At 65.8% G+C, this 19,002-nt stretch carries 17 protein-coding genes; 10 read left to right on the forward strand and 7 right to left on the reverse strand.

What is annotated here, in order from left to right:
- Positions 1-157 precede the first annotated feature (157 nt).
- The 6 genes from CWS35_RS10770 to CWS35_RS10795 form a co-directional block, all read right to left on the reverse strand.
- The gene (locus tag CWS35_RS10770) at positions 158-643 is read right to left on the reverse strand and encodes a peroxiredoxin (protein ID WP_024579081.1); all 486 of its coding nucleotides are present in this window, start codon (positions 641-643) and stop codon (positions 158-160) included.
- Between the two features lie 108 nt (positions 644-751).
- The gene (locus CWS35_RS10775; protein WP_100951885.1) at positions 752-1,309 is read right to left on the reverse strand and encodes a DUF924 family protein; all 558 of its coding nucleotides are present in this window, start codon (positions 1,307-1,309) and stop codon (positions 752-754) included.
- A gap of 28 nt (positions 1,310-1,337) precedes the next feature.
- The gene (locus tag CWS35_RS10780) at positions 1,338-3,020 is read right to left on the reverse strand and encodes a long-chain fatty acid--CoA ligase (RefSeq protein ID WP_024579083.1); all 1,683 of its coding nucleotides are present in this window, start codon (positions 3,018-3,020) and stop codon (positions 1,338-1,340) included.
- Between the two features lie 177 nt (positions 3,021-3,197).
- Positions 3,198-4,583 (reverse strand): D-alanyl-D-alanine carboxypeptidase family protein, encoded by a 1,386-nt coding sequence (locus tag CWS35_RS10785; RefSeq protein ID WP_168226451.1) that lies wholly within the window; start codon positions 4,581-4,583, stop codon positions 3,198-3,200.
- Between the two features lie 256 nt (positions 4,584-4,839).
- Positions 4,840-6,618: a glucan ABC transporter ATP-binding protein/ permease gene (locus CWS35_RS10790; RefSeq protein ID WP_024579085.1), complete on the reverse strand. Its 1,779-nt coding sequence runs from the start codon at positions 6,616-6,618 to the stop codon at positions 4,840-4,842.
- Between the two features lie 298 nt (positions 6,619-6,916).
- Positions 6,917-7,972: an ABC transporter substrate-binding protein gene (locus tag CWS35_RS10795; protein ID WP_100951887.1), complete on the reverse strand. Its 1,056-nt coding sequence runs from the start codon at positions 7,970-7,972 to the stop codon at positions 6,917-6,919.
- A 262-nt stretch (positions 7,973-8,234) separates the two neighbouring features.
- On the opposite strand from CWS35_RS10795, the gene CWS35_RS10800 reads away from it, so the two are divergent.
- The 7 genes from CWS35_RS10800 (at position 8,235) to CWS35_RS10830 (ending at position 15,006) form a co-directional block, all read left to right on the forward strand.
- Positions 8,235-8,669: a hypothetical protein gene (locus CWS35_RS10800; RefSeq protein WP_024579087.1), complete on the forward strand. Its 435-nt coding sequence runs from the start codon at positions 8,235-8,237 to the stop codon at positions 8,667-8,669.
- 124 nt (positions 8,670-8,793) lie between these two features.
- Positions 8,794-9,207: a phosphoribosyl-ATP diphosphatase gene (gene hisE, locus CWS35_RS10805; protein WP_024579088.1), complete on the forward strand. Its 414-nt coding sequence runs from the start codon at positions 8,794-8,796 to the stop codon at positions 9,205-9,207.
- A gap of 63 nt (positions 9,208-9,270) precedes the next feature.
- Positions 9,271-9,852, forward strand: coding sequence for a YqaA family protein (locus tag CWS35_RS10810; RefSeq protein ID WP_024579089.1), 582 nt, complete (start codon positions 9,271-9,273; stop codon positions 9,850-9,852).
- Between the two features lie 106 nt (positions 9,853-9,958).
- Positions 9,959-10,507: a hypothetical protein gene (locus CWS35_RS10815; protein WP_245438935.1), complete on the forward strand. Its 549-nt coding sequence runs from the start codon at positions 9,959-9,961 to the stop codon at positions 10,505-10,507.
- Positions 10,508-10,679: 172 nt separating this feature from the next.
- Positions 10,680-11,648: a nitronate monooxygenase family protein gene (locus CWS35_RS10820; RefSeq protein WP_024579091.1), complete on the forward strand. Its 969-nt coding sequence runs from the start codon at positions 10,680-10,682 to the stop codon at positions 11,646-11,648.
- Positions 11,648-12,421, forward strand: coding sequence for a thioesterase family protein (locus CWS35_RS10825; RefSeq protein WP_100951888.1), 774 nt, complete (start codon positions 11,648-11,650; stop codon positions 12,419-12,421). Before CWS35_RS10820 ends, CWS35_RS10825 begins: the two co-directional genes overlap by 1 nt.
- Positions 12,422-12,843: 422 nt before the next feature.
- On the forward strand, positions 12,844-15,006 hold the full coding sequence (locus tag CWS35_RS10830) for a hybrid sensor histidine kinase/response regulator (RefSeq protein WP_024579093.1): 2,163 nt from the start codon (positions 12,844-12,846) through the stop codon (positions 15,004-15,006).
- 154 nt (positions 15,007-15,160) lie between these two features.
- On the opposite strand, the gene CWS35_RS10835 is transcribed toward CWS35_RS10830, so the two are convergent.
- Positions 15,161-16,723, reverse strand: a complete 1,563-nt coding sequence (locus CWS35_RS10835; protein WP_100951889.1) for an AMP-binding protein — start codon at positions 16,721-16,723, stop codon at positions 15,161-15,163.
- Positions 16,724-16,788: 65 nt separating this feature from the next.
- Between CWS35_RS10835 and CWS35_RS10840 the strand changes: the two genes are divergently transcribed.
- The 3 genes from CWS35_RS10840 (at position 16,789) to CWS35_RS10850 (ending at position 18,996) form a co-directional block, all read left to right on the forward strand.
- Positions 16,789-17,799 carry an NAD(P)H-dependent flavin oxidoreductase gene (locus CWS35_RS10840; RefSeq protein ID WP_371682845.1) on the forward strand — a complete coding sequence of 337 codons (1,011 nt, stop codon included), beginning with the start codon at positions 16,789-16,791 and terminating at the stop codon, positions 17,797-17,799.
- Positions 17,800-17,907: 108 nt separating this feature from the next.
- Complete coding sequence (locus tag CWS35_RS10845) at positions 17,908-18,153, forward strand: hypothetical protein (RefSeq protein WP_024579096.1); 246 nt, start codon at positions 17,908-17,910, stop codon at positions 18,151-18,153.
- Between the two features lie 108 nt (positions 18,154-18,261).
- Positions 18,262-18,996 (forward strand): hypothetical protein, encoded by a 735-nt coding sequence (locus CWS35_RS10850; RefSeq protein WP_100956226.1) that lies wholly within the window; start codon positions 18,262-18,264, stop codon positions 18,994-18,996.
- The last annotated feature ends 6 nt before the right edge of the window (positions 18,997-19,002 follow it).

Here is a 19,002-nt window from a genome sequence, read left to right on the forward strand (position 1 = left end):
ATTCCGCGGCCGCGGTGATCGCCATGCCCAAAACTGTCATCGCCCGCGAAGGCGGGCGATCCAGTATTCCAGAGACGGTGATGGCCGAAACGAGAGGCCGCGGCGTGCCAGGTCGCCCGGTCAAGCCGGGCGACGGCAGTGTGCCTGGGGCGTCGGCTCAGAGCTGGCCGAGCAGCGTGTCGCCGCCGGAGACTTCGACCTTGCCCGGAGCCGGCTCCTTGTTGAGCTTCTTCACCACGCCGTCTTCGACCAGCATCGAGTAGCGGTGGGAGCGGATGCCGAGGCCGTTGCCCGAGGCGTCGAGCTCCATGCCGATCGCCTTGGCGAAGTCGGCATTGCCGTCGGCGAGGAAGACGGCTTCGTCGCGCTGGTCGGTGTCGCGCTTCCAGGCGTTCATCACGAAGGCGTCGTTGACCGAGACGATCGCGATGGTGTCGACGCCCTTGTTCTTCATGGCGTAGGCGTTGAGGAAGATGCTCGGCAGGTGCATCTTGTGGCAGGTGCCGGTGTAGGCGCCGGGCACCGCGAACAGCGCGACCTTCTTGCCCTTGAAAATATCGTCGGTGGTTTTGACCTGCGGACCCTCGGCGGTCATCACGCGAAACTTGGTTTCCGGCAGCTTGTCGCCAACATTGATCGTCATCGGTATTCTCCCTCGGTGAAGCTGAATTGTCTTAAACCCGGCGGTTGGACGGCACAATACGACCTCGCGGGAGAACGGCAATCCCGGACCGCAGTCACCGTTCCGTCATCAGCCGGAAAACCCGCCGGCGTCGAGAAAGGCCTGTTCTTCCGTGGTCGTTTCGCGGCCCATCACCCGGTTACGGTGCGGGAAGCGGCCGAACCGGCGAATGATGTCGGCGTGGTCCTCGGCATATCTAAGGTTGTCAGGGTGGCAGTCATATTGCCGGAACAGCGCCACACAGCGTTGCTGGTCGTCGAGGTCCTCCGAATGCTCGAACGGCAGATAGAGGAATTCGCGCAAGCCTGGGTCGGTCCGCGCATCGATGCCGCGCGCGATGGCGCGGCCTGCCACCTCACGGGCCAGCGCATCGCTTGCAAAGGCCTTGGCGTCGCCTCGAAACAGGTTTCTCGGAAATTGGTCGAGCACGATGGTCAGCGCCAGCGCGCCGTCGTCGCTCGCCTCCCATGACGACATTTCGCCGGTAGCCGCTTTCTGCCAGGTGGCGAGGAAGCGGTTGCGGATTTCCGCATCGAAGGCATCGTCGCGCGTGTACCACCGATCGCGGCCAGCCTCGCGCCAAAAGGCAAGCACGTCGGCAGGCGTCGCGATGCGGGCGTCAGTCATGTCGATCCAACGCCCGCTCGTGATGTCGTCAGGCCGCGGCCTTCTTCTCGTCGCGCAGCTCGCGGCGCAGGATCTTGCCGACATTGGTCTTCGGCAGGTCGGTCCTGAACTCGATCTGTTTCGGCACCTTGTAGCCGGTGAGCTGGGTGGCGCTAAACTTGATGATGTCCTCGGCGGTGACGTTCGGGTCCTTCTTGACCACGAACGCCTTCACCGCCTCGCCGGACTTCGCATCGGGCACGCCGATCACGGCGCATTCGAGCACGCCGGGGTGGCTCGCGATCACTTCCTCGATCTCGTTCGGATAGACGTTGAAGCCGGAGACCAGGATCATGTCCTTCTTGCGATCGACGATCTTGGTGTAGCCCTTCTCGTCCATCACGCCGATGTCGCCGGTGCGGAAATAGCCGTCCGCGGTCATCACGCGCGCGGTCTCGTCCGGCCTGTTCCAGTAACCTGCCATCACCTGCGGGCCCTTGGCGCAGATCTCTCCGGCCTGGCCGAGCGGCAATTCGTTGCCGTCGTCGTCGCGGATCGAGAGCCAGGTCGACGGAACGGGAAGGCCGATCGTTCCGGAGAACTCCTCGATCGTGGCGGGATTGCACGTCAGGGTCGGCGACGTCTCCGACAGGCCATAGCCTTCCGACAACGAGATGCCGGTGACCTTCAGCCATTTCTCGGCGACCGGCCGTTGCGTCGCCATGCCGCCGCCATTGGCGATCTTCAGCTTGGAGAAGTCGAGCTTGTCGAAACCGGGTGTGTTCAACAGGCCATTGTAGAGGGTGTTGACCGCCGGGAAGAAGCTGACCTGGTACTTCGACAGCTCCTTGACGAAGCCCGCCATGTCGCGCGGATTCGGAATCAGCAGATTGGTGCCGCCGCACCGCATGCCGAGCAGATAGCAGGCGGTGAGCGCGAAGACGTGATAGAGCGGCAGCGCGCAGACGATGACCATCTGCTCGACGATCGGCGGCTTCACCAGCGCCGGCTGCAACCAGGCGTCGTTTTGCAGCACATTGGCCAGGATGTTGCGATGGAGCAGGGTCGCGCCCTTGGAGACGCCGGTGGTGCCGCCGGTATATTGCAGGAAGGCGACGTCATCGAGCGTCAGCGCTGGCTTGCTCATCTTCAGGCCGCGGCCGGCCGACAGTGCGTCGTTGAAGGGGACGGCACCGGGGATCGACCAGGCCGGCACCATCTTCTTCACCCGCCGCACCACCAGATTGACGATCACGCCCTTGAAGCCGAGCAGGTCGCCCATGCTGCCGACGATGACGTGCTTGACGGCGGTGTTGGGCAGCACCTTCTGCACGGTGGTGGCGAAGTTCTCCAGCACGATGATGGCTTCCGCGCCGGAATCCTTGAGCTGGTGCTCGAGCTCGCGCGGGGTGTAAAGCGGGTTGACGTTGACCACGGCAAAGCCGGCGCGCAGCACCGCTGCGGTCGCGATCGGATATTGCAGCACGTTCGGCATCATCAGCGCGACCCGCGCGCCCTTTTGCAGGCCCTTGCCCTGGAGATAGGCGCCGAGCGCGATCGACATCTCGTCGAGCTCGCGATAGGTGATCGCCTTGTCCATGCAGATGAACGCCTTGCGATCGGCGAACTTCCTGAAGCTCTCCTCGAGCAATTCGACCAGCGACGAATATTGCGTGACGTCGATATCGGCAGGCACGCCGGCCGGATAATGCTTGAGCCAGATCCGCTCCATAATGGTCTTTCCCTCTCTCAAATTTGCCTGATGTCCCGGATTGATTCCGGGTTTTCCGCGCCTTGGTTGCATTATTCTTGGCCGCGGTATTTCAAGCAGTATTGAGCGATGCCGCGGCCAATGGCAAGCCGCTGCGCGCTATCGACGCATTGGGGAGATCGGAGGGGTGACGCTCTGCTAGCCGGCCGGCTTGGCGTCAGCCTTGGGCTTGGCGTCAGCTTTGGGCTTGTCCGCGGCTTTCGGCTTCGCGGCCGGCTTTGCCGCCACCGGTTTGCCGGCGGGCTTTGCGGCGGCCGGCTTGTCCGCCGCCGGCTTCGCAGCTGCGGCATCCGGCTTGGCGTTGGCGTGACGCACCGGCTTGGCCGCCGGCTTGGAGGCGCTCTTGGCGTCGGCCTTGGCGTCATCAGCTGCGTCGGGCTTCTTGCCTGCGGCGCGGGCGTGCTTGCCCTTGGCGCGCTTGGCCGGCTGCATCTTCTCGGTGTCGGCGTCGACCGCGGCGATCAACGCGGCGCCGGTCTTGGTCGGCCCGGTATAAACCACGACCGGCTCGGACGCCGCGGCCGGCTGCGCCAGCATGTCGGCCGGCTTGGTCGGCATCGCGGCCTGGAGGCCGGAGGCGAAGAAGCTCGCGCCATTGTCGCCATTGGTGCTGGCGCCTCCGGCATTGGCGACGGTGTCCTCGCCGTCCTCGTCGCTGGCGGGGCGCTTGTGCTTGGCGCCGCACATCTCCTCGCGCAGGTTCGGCGGGGTGGCATCGATCGGCACCAGATTGTCGACGGTGCCGAGCGAGGGCCGCAGCCATGCCAGCCCGTTGCCGGCGAAGCCGCGATCGAGCAACTGCGCGGCGCGGATCGCGCGCATGCGGCCCGACGAGGCGCCGAGCACCACGGCGATCAGCCGCTTGCCGTCGCGCGTCGCCGACGCCACCAGATTGTAGCCGGAGGCGCAGATGAAGCCGGTCTTGAAGCCGTCGGCGCCGGGATAGCGGCCGATCAGCTTGTTGAAGTTCTGGGTGACGCGGCGACCGAAGCGGATCGAGGGGATGTGGACGAAATACTCGTATTCCGGCAGGTCGCGGATGATGGCGCGGGCGAGGATCGCCATGTCGCGCGCCGAGGTGATCTGGCCGTCGGCAGGCAGGCCGTTCGGATTGACGTAGCTCGTCTGCGTCATGCCGAGCTTTTGCGCGGTCTGGTTCATCATGCCGGCAAAGCCGTCGATCGAACCGCCGACGCCTTCGGCCAGCACCACGGCCATGTCGTTGGCCGACTTCACCAGCATCATCTTCAGCGCGTTGTCGACGGTGACCTGGGTGCCGGGCCGGAAGCCCATCTTCGAGGGCGACTGCGACGATGCGGTCGGCGACACTGTGAGCAGCGTATCGAGCGACACCCGGCCGTCCTTGACCGCCTTCAGCGTGACATAGGCCGTCATCAGCTTGCTGAGCGAAGCCGGATACCACGGCATCGTCGCGTTGTCGGCTTGCAGCACCTTGCCGGTATCGGCCTCGACCACCAGTAGCGCCTCGGCGCGCGCCATCTGCGGCGTTGCGATCGCGAGCATCGCGACGGCAAGAATCCATTTCAACGACGGGCGCAGCGGGCGAGGAAATTGCACGAGTCCGGTTCCGGTCCTTTGAGACCCGCCTTCTGGGAAGAGGAGGTCTTGCGATTGACGTTCGGGTTTCAAGCGTGTCCGGCGCCGCGTTGCGGCGGTGCAAACCCTATACCGGCTTGCCAGTAGAGAACAGAGGCCGGCCAATTATATCGTGGACGAAATCGGCTGAATTTCGGCAGCCGCCTCAATTGGAAAGCCCGATTTATGGCGTCTCGATGCTGGTGCGCGCCTGCTCCTGCACCATGAACTGGGCACGCGCGAGATCGGCAAAACGGCCGCCTTTTGCGACCAGTTCATCGAAAGTTCCGCTTTCGATCACCCGTCCCTGGTCGAACAGCAGGATGCGTGTGGCGTAACGGATGGTCGAGAGGCGGTGCGCGATCACGAATGTGGTACGGCCCTTCATCACTTCGTCGAGAGCAGCGTTGACCTTGGCCTCGGTGACCGCGTCGAGCGCGCTGGTGGCTTCGTCGAGGATCAGGATCGGCGGATCCTTCAGCAGCGCACGCGCGATCGACAGCCGCTGGCGTTCGCCGCCGGACAGCATGCGGCCGCGTTCGCCGGCATGGGTGTCGAACTTCTTCTCGCTGCGCTCGATGAAATCCAGCGCCTGGGCGCGGGCCGCGGCGGTGCGCAGTTCCTCATCGGTCGCGTCCGGCTTGCCGACGCGGAGGTTCTCAGCGAGCGAACGATTGAACAGCAGCGCTTCCTGAAACACCACGCCGATGTTTCGCCGCAGCGCCGTCAGCTTCATCGCACGTATGTCCATACCGTCGATCTTGATGATGCCGGATTGCGGATCGAACGCGCGATGCAACAGCGCGATCGCGGTCGACTTGCCGGCGCCGGTCGAACCGACCAGCGCGATGGTCTGGCCCGGCAATGCGGTGAGGGTGAGATCCTCGATCGCCGGCCGCTTGCCGTCATAGGAGAACGAGACGTCGTTGAATTCGACGAGGCCCGACAACCGTCCGGGGTCGATCGCGCCGGGCCGGTCGCGCACCGCCGGCACCGCATCGAGCACGTCGAAGAATTCCTGCAACCGCGGCGCCTCCATGAACACATTGTTGATGAAGCTCACCACCTGCTCGAGCTTCTGGATCAGCATGGTGGCGAACGAGACGAACATCACGATCTCGCCGACCGTGGTCAGGCCCTCGTTATGCAGCGCGATGCCGACGGTGAAGATCGCGAGCACCGTGATGGTGGTCGAGGCGCGGGTAATTACCGAGACCAGCGCCCACCATGACAGCACCGGCATCTGCACCGCCAGCAGCTTGTCGGCGACATAGCGCAGGCCCTGCACCTCGGAATCGATCCGCACGAAGCTCTGCACCAGTGCGACGTTGCCGAGCGCGTCGGAGGCGCGCGCCGACAGGTCGCTGTAATAGGCCTCGACCTCGCTCTGCATGCCGTAGGTCTTGCGCACCACCAACGTGGTCAGCACCGTGAACACGACGCAGAGCGCGAACAACAGGATCGCGAGCCGCCAGTTGATGTAGAGCGCGAGCGGCAGCAGCACCACCAGCGACATGATCGCGGCGAAATGCTCGCGGAAGAAGCCGATCCAGAGCCGCCACAGCGCGTCGACGCCATTCAGCATCACCTTCATCAGCCGACCGGAATGAGTGCCGGAATGGAAGGTCAGCGGCAGTTGCAGGATGTGCTCGAAATAGCTCGTCAGCACCGCCTGACGCCGGCGGTGTGACAGCCGGTCGGCCTGCAACGCTACGATCGCGCTACAGCCGATCGTGAACAGGCCAAATGCCGCCCAGGCGCCAAGCAGCGGCCATGCCGAGGAGGTCGCGAACATTCCGGTGACCGGACGGCCCGACAGCACGTCGACGATCTTGCCGAACAACACCGGCTCGGCGAATTGCGCGCCGGCGAGCACCAAGTTGGCGGCGGCGAGGATCCAGCCGAGCCGCGCCTCCTTGCCGAGCAGTTCGAGGACGCGGGTATAGAGGCGAAGCATGGACATGCCGGCGGGACTCTCGAACAATGGTCGCCCGGTCAGGCGGGATACGATCTAATCAGGGTTCGCGATGCAGGGCCAGCGGTGACAGCGCGTCATGCTCAGGTGACGGTAATTGTGGCGAGCTGCTCCCTGCGCGGTCGTCCTGGCGAAAGCCAGGACCCATAGGCACCGAACTTGATCGTGAGTGGGATAGTGGCCCCGGCGTCGCGCAACAACAAACGGCCGGGGTAATGGGTCCTGGCCTTCGCCAGGACGACGCTGAACACTTGGCGGAGTTCGTCAGTTATGCATTCGCGTGCTCTCAATTCACCAGCCGGCCGTCGATCGGCGGCAGGAATTGGTCGTCGAAGATGTCGGCGGTGTGCGGCCGCTTCAGGAATTTGCCGTCCTCGGCAAGCTGGTCGACCGAGCGCTCGAAGCGCTCCGCCTCGATGCCGCCGATGCCGTTGCGTTTCACTTCGGCGGTCAGGATATTGTCGCGGATGATGGCGGATAGCCGCTCGAGCTCCAGATCGCGTGACCCGCCATCCATCCGGTTCACCACCTCGCCGGCGGCACGGGCCGGGTCCTTGATGACGAGGTTGGTGCCGCCGATCACCGCGCGCACGAACCGCTTGACCGTATCCGGCTTCGCGCCGGCGAGGCGCGGGCTGGCGATCACGGCAAAGCCATAGGCTTCGCAGCCATAGTCGGCGAAGCGCAGCACAGCGAGATCGTCGGCCGGCACGCCGCGATCGCGCAGATTGATCGCCGAGAGATAGGAGAACCCGGTGACGGCATCGACCTGGCCGGCGGAGAGCATCGGCTCGCGCACCGCCGCGCTGATGGTGCTCTGCTTCACGCTCGAAAGCTTGATGCCGTTCTGCTTCGCGATCGCGGGCCACAGCCGGATCGAGAGGTCGCCTTCGGCGACGCCGAGGCTCTTGCCGTCCATATCGGCCAGCGTCTTGATGCCACGGCTCTTGCGGGCAACGATCGCGTAGGGCGCCTGGTTGAACAGTACGAACACCGCCTTGACGGGGGCGGCGCCTGGCTTGTCGCGGAAGCGGATCAGCGCATTGATGTCGACGATGGCGAAATCGCTCGCGCCGTCGGCGACACGTGCGATCGCGTCCGCCGAACTGGTGGCAATGTTGGTGCCGACCGCCAGGCCCTCGGCGCTGAACAGGCCGCCGGCCGATGCCATCACGAACGGGGCCGCGGCGGCATCGAGCGGCCGGTCGAGCGTCAACTGGACGGTGAGCGGCTGTGGTGCATCGCCGGCGTGCAGCGGCGTGACGGCCGGCCATGCCCCGCCCGAGACGCCGATCACGACGGCCAGTATCCAGCGGAGAATGGTGATCCGAGTTACCTGCATCCTACCGTCCGGGAGGCGAGACAAAGTGCCGCGCCGGCTGCGCCTGCTTCAGGACACCGAATGCGCCAGGCAGGCGTGCATATCAAGCGTCAATTTCAAGCGTTATTTGCCTGCATTCTGTCCCCGGCAAGGTGAACGTCCGATGACTGCCTCGCGTTAACCCTGGGTTGTTCAGCTTGCGTTCGGTTTCGGGAACCTAATCTGGAGGGAGTGGTTAGCTAACCAAGGCCCGTCGGGCCGGCTTCCACAAAGGATGACTGCAATGTTTGCGCGAAAAGGTGTTTTTTCGTCTGTTGGCCGCGCAGCCGCATTGGCAACGGTTGCCGCGGTGGCGTTGACGGCCGTTGAGCCGACGATGGCTTTCGCAGGCTCTGCTCCGGCAGGCAAGGCGGCCGCAATGACCACATCACACGGCACGAGTGGCGCGACCGATATCAGCGCGCGGCGCCGTTACTATCGCGGTGGCGGCGGTGGCGCGGCCGCAGCGGCAGCGTTCGCTGGCATCGTCGGTACGGGCCTGGCGATCGCCGCTGCCCAGAGTCGCCGCGACTACTATGACTCCTACGGCTATTACGGTGGCCCGGGATATTACGGCGGCGGTCCCGTCTACTACGGTGGCCCGGCCTATTATGGCGGCGGACCGTATTACGGCTATCGCGGGTATCGCCGGTCGCAGCTGCCCTATACGCCTTACTGAGGTCGTCGGCGGTTCTCGAAACTGTCACAAAGCACTCAATCCACCGGCCTCGAGGCCGGTGGATTTTTTTGTCGTCGCGCGCGCCGTTAACACGCTGGCGACGCGTTTCGACTAGGCTCGAAGAATGAGTGATTCGATCGAGCGGCTTTATGATGCGGTGATCGCGGCCAAGGATCTTGATCCGGCCACGTCGCGCACCGCACGGCTGTTTCAGCGCGGGCCGGCCAAGATGGCCAAGAAGCTCGCCGAGGAAGCGGTCGAGGTCGTGATCGACGCCGTCAGCGGCAATTCGGACGCCGTCGTTCGCGAGAGCGCGGACCTGCTCTACAACCTCACGGTCCTCTGGGCGTCGGCTGGCGTCAAGCCGGAGCATGTGTGGCGCGAGATGGAGCGACGCGAGCGGCTGCTTGGGATCGCCGAGAAGCTGCCGAAGTCGCCGGTCAAGGTCTCCAAGAACCTGTCCAAGACCGCGCCCGTCCCGGTGGTTCGGCGTCGAATTGTCGCGCTGGAGAACCGGCTGCGCAAACGGCAGCCGTAAATCGCCGCAAATCTGCCCACTCCCGGCATGGACAAATCCGCTCCATGATGGTTCATCGCGCCCATGTTGAAACGGATTTACGACTGGTGCGTCGAGGCGGCCGACAAGCCCTACGCACTCTGGATTCTCGCGGCCGTCGCCTTCGCCGAGAGCTCCTTCTTCCCGATCCCGCCCGATATCATGCTGCTGCCGATGTCGCTGGCGCGGCCGAAGCGGGCATGGTGGTTCGCGGCCGTCTGCACCGTCGCCTCGGTCGCCGGCGGCGTGCTCGGCTATGCGATCGGCGCGCTGCTCTATGACTCGCTCGGGCAGTGGCTGATCCATCTCTACGGTCTCTCCGACAAGGTCGACGCGTTCCGCGCCTCCTATGCCGAATGGGGTGCCGTGATCATCCTGCTGAAGGGGCTGACGCCGATCCCCTACAAGCTGGTGACCATCACCTCGGGCTTTGCCGGCTACAACATCTGGCTCTTCATCCTGTGCTCGATCGTCGCGCGCGGCGGCCGCTTCTTCTTCGTCGCGCTGCTGCTCAACCGCTACGGCGACGTCATCCGGGCCGAGCTCGAGAAGCGGCTCGGCCTGTGGGTCGCGCTCGGCGCGATCGTGCTGGTGCTGGGCTTCGTTGTCGCATTCAAGCTGATCTGAAGCGTTTTCGAGCGAAGTGGATTCCGGTTCGCGGGAAGAAAACGCGTCAAAATGACTAGCCGCTTGCGGCTTTGCCTGCCGATGGCTTCGGGTTACGCTCGCCGCGATGGCTGACAGAAACAGGGATTGGCTCGTTCCCGCCGCAACATCGCGCGCCGTGCTGGCGGGCCTTGCGCTGTCGGTGATGCTGGCGACGATCGATCGCGGCCGGGCGCAGGCCGCGCAGCCGGCGCTCGGGGTCCAGTCGGCCGCGGAGCAGCCGCCGGAGCCTCAGCAGCCGATGGAGTTGCCGCCCGCGCCGGTCGAGCGCGAGAATCCCGGGCTGATCAACGAAATCGGAAAACTGTTCGAGAAATCGAAATTGGCGCTGCCGCCGCTGAAGAGCCCGAGCGAGACCTTCAACGACCTGTCGAACCTGGCGCGCCCCTCGACGATGGTGACCGGGCGCGCGGCCTGCGCGGTGGCCGCCAACGGGGCGCCCGACTGCAAGATCGGCGCCGACCGGCTGTGCCAGAGCAACGGATACAAGGAAGGCAAGGGCATCGATATCAGCACCACGGAGAAATGCTCTCCGCTGGTCTATTTGCCGGGCCACAAGCGCGGCCCGAACGACTGCAAGGCGGAAAATTTCGTGACACGGGCGGTGTGCCAATAAGCTGCTCCGAAATCGCGCCTGGGATGCCAAACGCCTGAGAAAATCACGTTGCCTGGATGAGGTTTTGTCATCCTTATTGCAGCGCCATAACGCAATACTTGACACTGGAAAGATTGCCTTGTTGGTATGACGGTCAGCATTCGAGACCAACCAGCTTGAGGATCCGCCGCCAATGTCCATGCCTGCTCTGTTCAAGGGCCGCCTGTCTCTACCCGTGATCGGGGCGCCGCTGTTCATCATCTCCGTGCCCGACCTCGTCATCGCGCAGTGCAAGGCCGGCGTGGTCGGCTCGTTTCCGGCGCTGAACGCGCGGCCGCCGGAGCTGCTCGACGAATGGCTGTACCGGATCAAGGAAGAGCTTGCCGCTTACGACAAGGCGCACCCGGAGCGGCCGTCGGCGCCGTTCGCGGTCAACCAGATCGTGCACAAGTCGAACAACCGGCTCGATCACGACATGGCGCTTTGCGAGAAGCACAAGGTGCCGATGATCATCTCCTCGCTCGGCGCGCGCGAGGAGCTCAACCAGGCCGTCCACGGCTGGGGCGGCATCGTGTTCCACGACGTCATCAATCAGAAGTTCGCGCACAAGGCGATCGAGAAGGGCGCCGACGGCCTGATCCTGGTCGCGGCGGGCGCCGGCGGTCATGCCGGCACGCTGTCGCCGTTCCCGTTCGTGTCGGAGACGCGGCAGTGGTTCGACGGGCCGATCGCGCTGTCGGGCACCATCGCCAACGGCCGCGCCATTCGCGCGGCGCGCATCATCGGCGCCGACTTCGCCTATATCGGCTCCGCCTTCATCGCCACCAAGGAGGCGAATGCGGTCGAGGGCTACAAGAGCATGATCACCAATTCCTCCGCCGAGGACATCGTCTACTCCAATCTGTTCACCGGCGTGCATGGCAACTACCTGAAGCCGTCGATTGTCGCGGCCGGCATGGACCCGGAGAACCTGCCGACCTCCGATCCTTCGAAGATGAGCTTCGGCACCGACTCGTCGGGCGAGCGCGCCAAGCCGAAGGCCTGGAAGGAGATCTGGGGCTCCGGCCAGGGTGTCGGCAGCATCTCCAAGGTGGTGCCCGCGGCCGAGCTGATTGGCCGGTTCAAGAAGGAGTACGACGAAGCGGTTGATCCGGCGCTTTGATGGACCCGATCTTCAGGGTTGACGGCGACCGCGTCGTCACCAGTCCCGACGCCGCGGGTCCCTGGGACCCGCGGATGCAGCATGGCTCCGCGCCGGCGGCGCTGGTGGTGTGGGCGGCCGAAGCGATCGCCACGCCGGTGCCGATGCGGATCGCGCGCGTCACCATCGATCTGATGCGTCCGGTGCCGGTGGCGCCGCTGACGGTGCAAAGCGAGATCCTGCGCGACGGCCGCAAGATCCAGCTCTGCGGCGTCAGGCTGCTCGCCGACGGCGTGGTCGTGGTCTCGGCCAGCGTGCTGAAGATCAAGCAGCAGACCGCCGAACTGCCGCCTGATATCGCGGCGCTTCCGGTCGAACTGCCGGGCCCCGACGAAAGTCTGGTCGAACCGGGTAATCTCGCGAACAGCCCGTTCGTCAAATGCATCTCGATGCGGGCCGCGCGCGGCCGCTTTGGCGTGATGGGACCCGGCGCGATCTGGTTCCGGGTCGACCGGCCGTTGATCGCGGGCGCCGCCGTGTCGCAGGCGATGCGGGCGGTGGTCGCCTCGGATTTCTCCAACGGCGTCTCGCCGGCGCTCGATTTCAGCCAATGGACCTTCATCAACGCCGACCTCACGGTGAGCCTGGCGCGGGAGCCGGTCGGCGACTGGGTCCTGCTCGACAGCGAGTCCTGGATCGGGCCTGACGGCGCCGGACTGGCGATGTCGCGGCTTGCCGACACCAGTGGCTATTTCGGCCGGACGGTGCAGAGCCTGGTGATCGAGCGGCGCTAAGGCGGGCCAGCGTCGCTTGGGGCTGACCATCCCGGCCCCTTCCCGGATCGGGCGACGCAGTGTTTTCGGAATATTAGAAATGTACCCTTGATTTGCCCGACGCGTCAAGTCGTCGTGTCGAAGGCCGACGCCGCCGGCTGCTTTGCATGGGGTTGTTTTCGATATTTGGCGGCGCGGCCGCGACGGAGCCCGATCCGTCGTCAGCGATCGTCCTGCCGTTTCGGAGGGAGGGCCCAAGCGGCTGCCCCTACGACAAAAAATAACTGCGCGTCCGGGGAACGGTTGGCGGCACCAGCGAGTTTCGCTCCGGTTAGGGGCCCCATGACGTGTATCGATCCCGCCGCCGGCATCGTGGCTTTCGCCGCCCGGCGGCTTCTTGATGCCCCGTCTGGTGCTGCGCGGCAGCTTGAGGGGCGCGCGCAATGAGGCCCGGTCCGTCCTCCGAACGCGCGGTCATCCTGGCCGCGAACGAGCGGGACGCCGTAAAGACCGCCCATCTGATCAAGGAAGCCGGCTACTACGCCAACATCTGCGGCGACCTCGCCGAGCTCGAGCGTCAGGTCGCAAGCGGTGCGGGCCTTGCCATCATCGCCGATGAGGCGATCAGGAGCGCCGATCTCGCCGGCCTGACGCGCTGGCTGAACGAGCAGCCGTCATGGTCGGATTTTCCGATCGTGCTGATGAGCGAGGGCGGTGGATCGGAGCGTAGTCCGGAAGCGGCGCGGCTCGGCCGCGTGCTCGGCAATGTCACCTTCGTCGAGCGGCCGTTTCATCCGACCACGCTGGTGAGCCTGGTGGCCGCGGCGGTGCGCGGCCGCCGCCGCCAGTACCAGACCCGCCAGATCCTCGAGGACCTCACCGAGAGCGAAGACCTGTTGCAGACCGCGCTCAATGCCGGCCATCTCGGCGCGCTCGAGGTCCATTTGCCGGGTCTCGACCTCGAGGCGTCGCCGACCTGCAAGAGCTTCTTCGGGCGCAAGCCCGGCGATCCCTTCACCTATCAGGACCTGCTGGATGCGGTGCATCCCGATGACCGCGCGCGCCGCGGCGAGATCGCCGAGCAGACGCTGCGCACCGGTGCGGATTACCAGATCGAATATCGCAACATCTGGCCCGACGGCACCGAGCACTGGGTCGACGTCCGCGCCCGCGCGGTGCGCCGGCCCGACGGCAGCATCCGCTCGCTGGTCGGGGTCTGCTCCGACATCACCGCGCGCAAGACCGCGGAGATCGAACGCGAGGCGCTGCTGGCGCAGCTCGCCGCCGAGCGCACCGCGCTTGCCGAGCTCACCGCGACGCTGGAGCAGCGGGTCGAGCATCGCTCCGCCGACCTGATGAAGGAGGTCGCCGCGCGCGAGCGGGCGCAGGAGCAGCTCCGCCATGCCCAGAAGATGGAGGCGATCGGCCAGCTCACTGGCGGCGTCGCGCACGATTTCAACAATCTCCTGATGGCGGTGATGGGCAATCTCGATCTGCTGCGCAAGCGGGTGCCGGAGGATCCGCGCCTGCAACGGCTGATCGACGGCGCGCTACAGGGCGCCGAGCGCGGTGCATCGCTGACGCAGCGGCTGCTCGCGTTCGCGCGGCAGCAGGATCTGCGCGCGGTGCCGGTCGATCTCGGCGCGCTGGTGCGCGACATGAGCGATCTCCTGGAGCGATCGCTTGGACCGCGCATCGCGCTGCGGCTCGACATTCCCGAGGGGCTGCCGCCGGCCTGCATCGACACCAACCAGCTTGAGCTTGCGATCCTCAACCTTGCGATCAACGCGCGTGACGCGATGCCGGATGGCGGCACCATCGAGATCCGGCTCGCGGCCTGGCAGACGAGGAGCGAGCAAGCCAGGAGCGAGCAGGCCCGGAACGATCCGGCGTTGCAGCCGGGCAACTACCTGAAACTGTCGGTCATCGACAGCGGCACCGGGATGGCGCCGGACGTGCTGAAGCGGGCGATCGAGCCGTTCTTCTCGTCCAAGCCGGTGGGCAAGGGGACCGGGCTCGGCCTGTCGATGGTGCACGGGCTCGCGGTGCAGCTCGGCGGCGCGCTACAGCTGTCGAGTGCGGTCGGCAAGGGTACCACGGCGGTGCTGGTGCTGCCGGTCGCGACCGCCGCGCCGGAAGCCGAGAGCCCGGCGCCCGCGGCGCGGCCGGTCAGGCGGTCGGCAGTGATCCTGCTCGTCGACGACGATCCGTTGATCGCGATGTCCACCATGGAGATGCTGGAGGATCTCGGCCATCGCGTCATCGGCGCCAGTTCCGGACCGCACGCGCTCGATATCCTGAAGAGCGACCAGGAGATCGACCTGATGATGACCGATCACGTGATGCCCGGCATGACCGGCATGGAGCTCGCCGCGGCCTCGCGCGAAGTGCGGCCGCAACTCCTTGTCCTGCTCGCCACCGGCTATGCCGAACTGCCCGATGGCTTCCAGGTCGACCTGCCGCGGCTGGCCAAGCCCTACCACCAGGATCAACTGCGCGAACGGTTGGATCAGCTGCTCGGGCAGGATGTAAGGCAGCACGCGGCCAAGGTGGGTGCCAGCGCCGATACCCTCGCTGCGCCGTCCACCCTCTCACCGTCACCCTGAGGAGCCGCGAAGCGGCGTCTCGAAGGGCGACGGCCCCTCTGTTGCCGCAAGCGAGCAGAGCGCGCGCTGCTGCATCGGGGCCGTGCATCCTTCGAGACGGCCGCTGCGCGGCCTCCTCAGGATGACGGTGATAGATTTGTGCGCAGCTGCGTCCTCACCCCACCATGCGGTCGCGACCGGTCCAGAAGCGTGCCTTCAGCACCTTCTTGTCGACCTTGCCGACGCCGGTCATCGGCAGCTCCTTGACGAACTGGATCTGCTTCGGTGCATGCGCCGAGCCCTTCTTCGCCTTCACCAGCCCGATCAGTTCGTCCGCGTCGGGTGCTGCGCCCTCGCGCGCCACGACGACGGCGGTGACGGCCTCGCCCCATTTGTCGTCGGGCACGCCGACCACGGCGACCATCGCCACGTCGGCGTGCTGGGAGAGCACGTCTTCGACCTCGCGCGGGAAAATGTTGAAGCCGCCGGAGACGATCATGTCCTTCTTGCGGTCGAGGATGAACATGTAGCCGCGCTCGTCCATGCGGGCGATGTCGCCGGTATGCAGCCAGCCGCTCTTCAGCGTCTCGGCCGTGATGTCGGGCCGCTTCCAGTATTCGGCCATCACGTGGCTCGCGCGCACGCAGATCTCGCCGGCCTCGCCGGTCGCGACCTCCTGGTCGTCCTGGTCGAGTATCTTGACCTGGCAGGCGGTGATCGGGAAGCCGCAGGACGCGAACAGCTCCGGTGTCTTCGGATCATGATCGGCCTTGCGCAGCACCGAGATCGGATAGCACTCGGTCTGGCCGTAGAGCTGCGAGAACACCGGGCCGATCCGCTCGATCCCCTCGACCAGCCGGCTCGGCGACATCGCCGATGCGCCGTAGAGCAGCAGCTCGAGCGAGGACAGGTCGGTCTTGGGAAGCGCCGGATGATCCAGCATCACGTAGATCATCGTCGGCACGAACAGCGTGGAGTTGATCTTCTCGCGCTCGATGGTCTTGAACACGGCTTCCGGATCGAAGCCCTTCAGCATGTGCACGGTGCCGCCGCGCATCAGCGTCGGCAGCACTTTTGTACCCGCGACATGACTGATGGGCGCCACCGTCAGGTAGCGTGGCGTCTCCGGAATCTCGAAGTCGGCAAGGATCGCGGTGGTGGCGCCGGCATTCTCGCGATGATGGCGCAGCGCGCCCTTGGATTTGCCCGTCGTGCCGCCGGTATAGTTGAGGATCGCGATGTCGTCGTAGTGCGCAAAGCTCCTTGGGCTGGCGCTGCCGGCATCTTCGACCACCTGCAACAGGTCGACGCCGTAGCTCGCCGGGCCGAGCGTGAATACGTTCTTCAGGCCCGCTGCCTTGGCCGCGAGCTCGCCGCCGCGGTCGCGAAACGTGATGCCGTCGACGATCAGCATCTCGGCTTCGGAGTCCTCGATCTGGAACAACTGGTCGTCGAGCGAGCCGAGCGGATGCAGCCAGGTGACCGCGAGCCGCGACAATTGCGCGGCGACGCCGGCGCACCAGGTATCGGCGCGGTTGGCGGTGAGCATGGCGACGCGGGTGCCCGGCGCGAATCCGAGCTGCATGAACACGCTCTGCATCCGCCCGATCAGGTCGGTCGCGCCTTGATAACTGAGCGAGCCGCCGGGCCACGCGAAGGCGGTGCGTGACGGATAGCGCGCCAGCGCCCGCAAGGTCTGTTCGCACACCGCCGGAAATGCATAGAGCGGATCGCTCATCTGGTGTCCCTCCCGTCTTTGTCTTTGGCTTCGCTCGTGCCAATGTTGCCGGCAACGCTAACACAATGAGTCGGGGAAGAAACAACTTGTCCGCTGATCTCCTCGCGCGCTTTCATGATCGTCTCCGGCTGCCGCTGATCGCGGCGCCGATGTTCTTGGTGTCCGGTGTCGAGCTGGTGGTAGCCGCCTGCCGCAACGGCGTGATCGGTTCGTTTCCGACCGTGAATTGCCGTGAGACGGAACAGCTTGATGCATGGCTAGGTGACATCGAGCGCCGCCTGCAAGCGCATGCCGATGCCAGCGGCAAGGCGGCGGCGCCGGTCTGTCCGAACCTGATCGTGCACCGCTCCAACGCGCGGCTACAGCAGGACCTCGCCGTGCTGCTGCGGCACGAGCCCGAGCTCGTGATCACCTCGGTCGGCTCGCCGGCGCCGGTGCTCGCGCCGTTGCACGATGCCGGCGCGCTCGTTTTCGCCGACGTCGCCTCGATCCGCCATGCCGAGCGCGCGGTCGCCGCCGGCGCCGACGGGCTCGTGCTGCTGACCGCCGGCGCGGGCGGGCAGACCGGCTGGCTCAATCCGTTCGTGTTCGTCCGCGCGGTGCGTGGTTTCTTCGATGGCCCGATCGTGCTCGCCGGCGGCATCAGCGACGGCCACGCGCTGCGCGCCTCGGAGGCGCTCGGCTGCGACCTCGCCTATATGGGCACCAAGTTCATCGCGACGCGCGAGAGCATGGCGGACGCCAGATACAAGCAGATGCTGGTCGATGCGACCGCAGATGACATCTTGCTCACGACGGCGTTCACCGGTTTGCAGACCAACATGCTGCGGCCCTCGATCGAGGCCGCCGGTCTCGATCCCGACGACCTGCCGGCGCGCGGCGCGATCGACATCGGCAAGGACATCGACATCGGCGCCCGCGAAAGCCGCCCGAAGCGCTGGCGCGACATCTGGAGTGGCGGTCACTCCACCTCGGGGGTGACCGGGGTGCTCGCGGTCGACGACCTCGTGGCGCAGACGATCGCGGAGTACGGGGCCGCGAGCGCGCGGGTGCGGCTCGGTCCAGGCGATCGTTGAAATCCCGCCGCTCCACTTAACGCGGCATTAACCATGCCAGTCCCAACAATGGCGTCATGGGATGGTCCGCCGCTACGGCTGGCCGCCCGGCAGTTGTGGGAACGCGACATGGCCCTTGAGGCGCTCTTTGCCAAAACCCCGGCATCGCTCGACGAACTCCGGACCCGGGTGTTCTACGCCCTGCAACGGCATCCGCTCTGCCGTCAGGTCGAATTCGATATCGTCAGGACGCCGCCGACCCGCCGCACCAACTGGACGGTCAGCCTGCATTCGGTCCAGCCCGGGGCGCTGTGGACGGCGCATGAGATCGTCGCGGACATCCAGGAAGCCTACGAACTCGACCTTGCGGCCTGATTTCGGGCCGTTTCGGGACGAATTTCACCCAATTGGCGTCGTCGCGGCACGCTAACGCCGCATTTGGTCCGCAGTTTGCGATGACACCGGCCGGGAATGGAGTTGTTTTTGACCAGAGCCATCACCCTCGCCGCGCTGACATGCTTCCTTCTCGCAGGCGCCGCGATCACAGCCATTTTGGGCCGTGACAGCCTGCCGGCAGCACGGGCCGATATCGGTCCGGTCGCCAATCGCGCCAGCAAGCAGGACAAGCTCGCCGTCACGACGCTTGCCGCGGCCTCGTTCGAGGTGCCGCAGTCGACCGAGCCGCCCGCCAATCCGTCGCCGCTGCTGTTGCGAGCCCAGGCCGCTATTCCGGGCGTGACCGACACGGTGCGTCAGGCCTACGCCTCCGCCGAGCCGGCCGATATCGTCCTGCCGAAGGTCAACGACCCCGTCGACGCCGTCCAGCCGAAGATCGCCGAACCGGTGGTCGCACCGGCGGCGGCTCCCGCGCCGCAGAAGCCGAAGGCCGCCGCCAGGCCGGCGCCGCAGAAGAACTATGCGCTGCTCAGCGATGCCCAGATCGCCGGAATCAAGGACCGGCTCAAGCTGTCGTCGTCGCAGGAATATTACTGGCCCGCGGTCGAGACCGCGCTGCGTGCCGTCGCCCGCAAGATCCACGCCAAGCGCCAGGGTGATCCCGCCGCCGGCGCCATGCCGATCGATCCCGACTCCGAGGAAGTCCAGCAGCTGAAGTCGGCAGCGATGCCGCTGCTGTTCCAGCTTCGCGAGGATCAGAAGAACGAGGTGCGGTCGCTCGCACGCTTGATCGGCCTCGAGCGCGTCGCTTCGATGATCTGAGCGGCA

The sequence above is a fragment of the Bradyrhizobium sp. SK17 genome, from assembly GCF_002831585.1.
Taxonomy (GTDB): domain Bacteria; phylum Pseudomonadota; class Alphaproteobacteria; order Rhizobiales; family Xanthobacteraceae; genus Bradyrhizobium.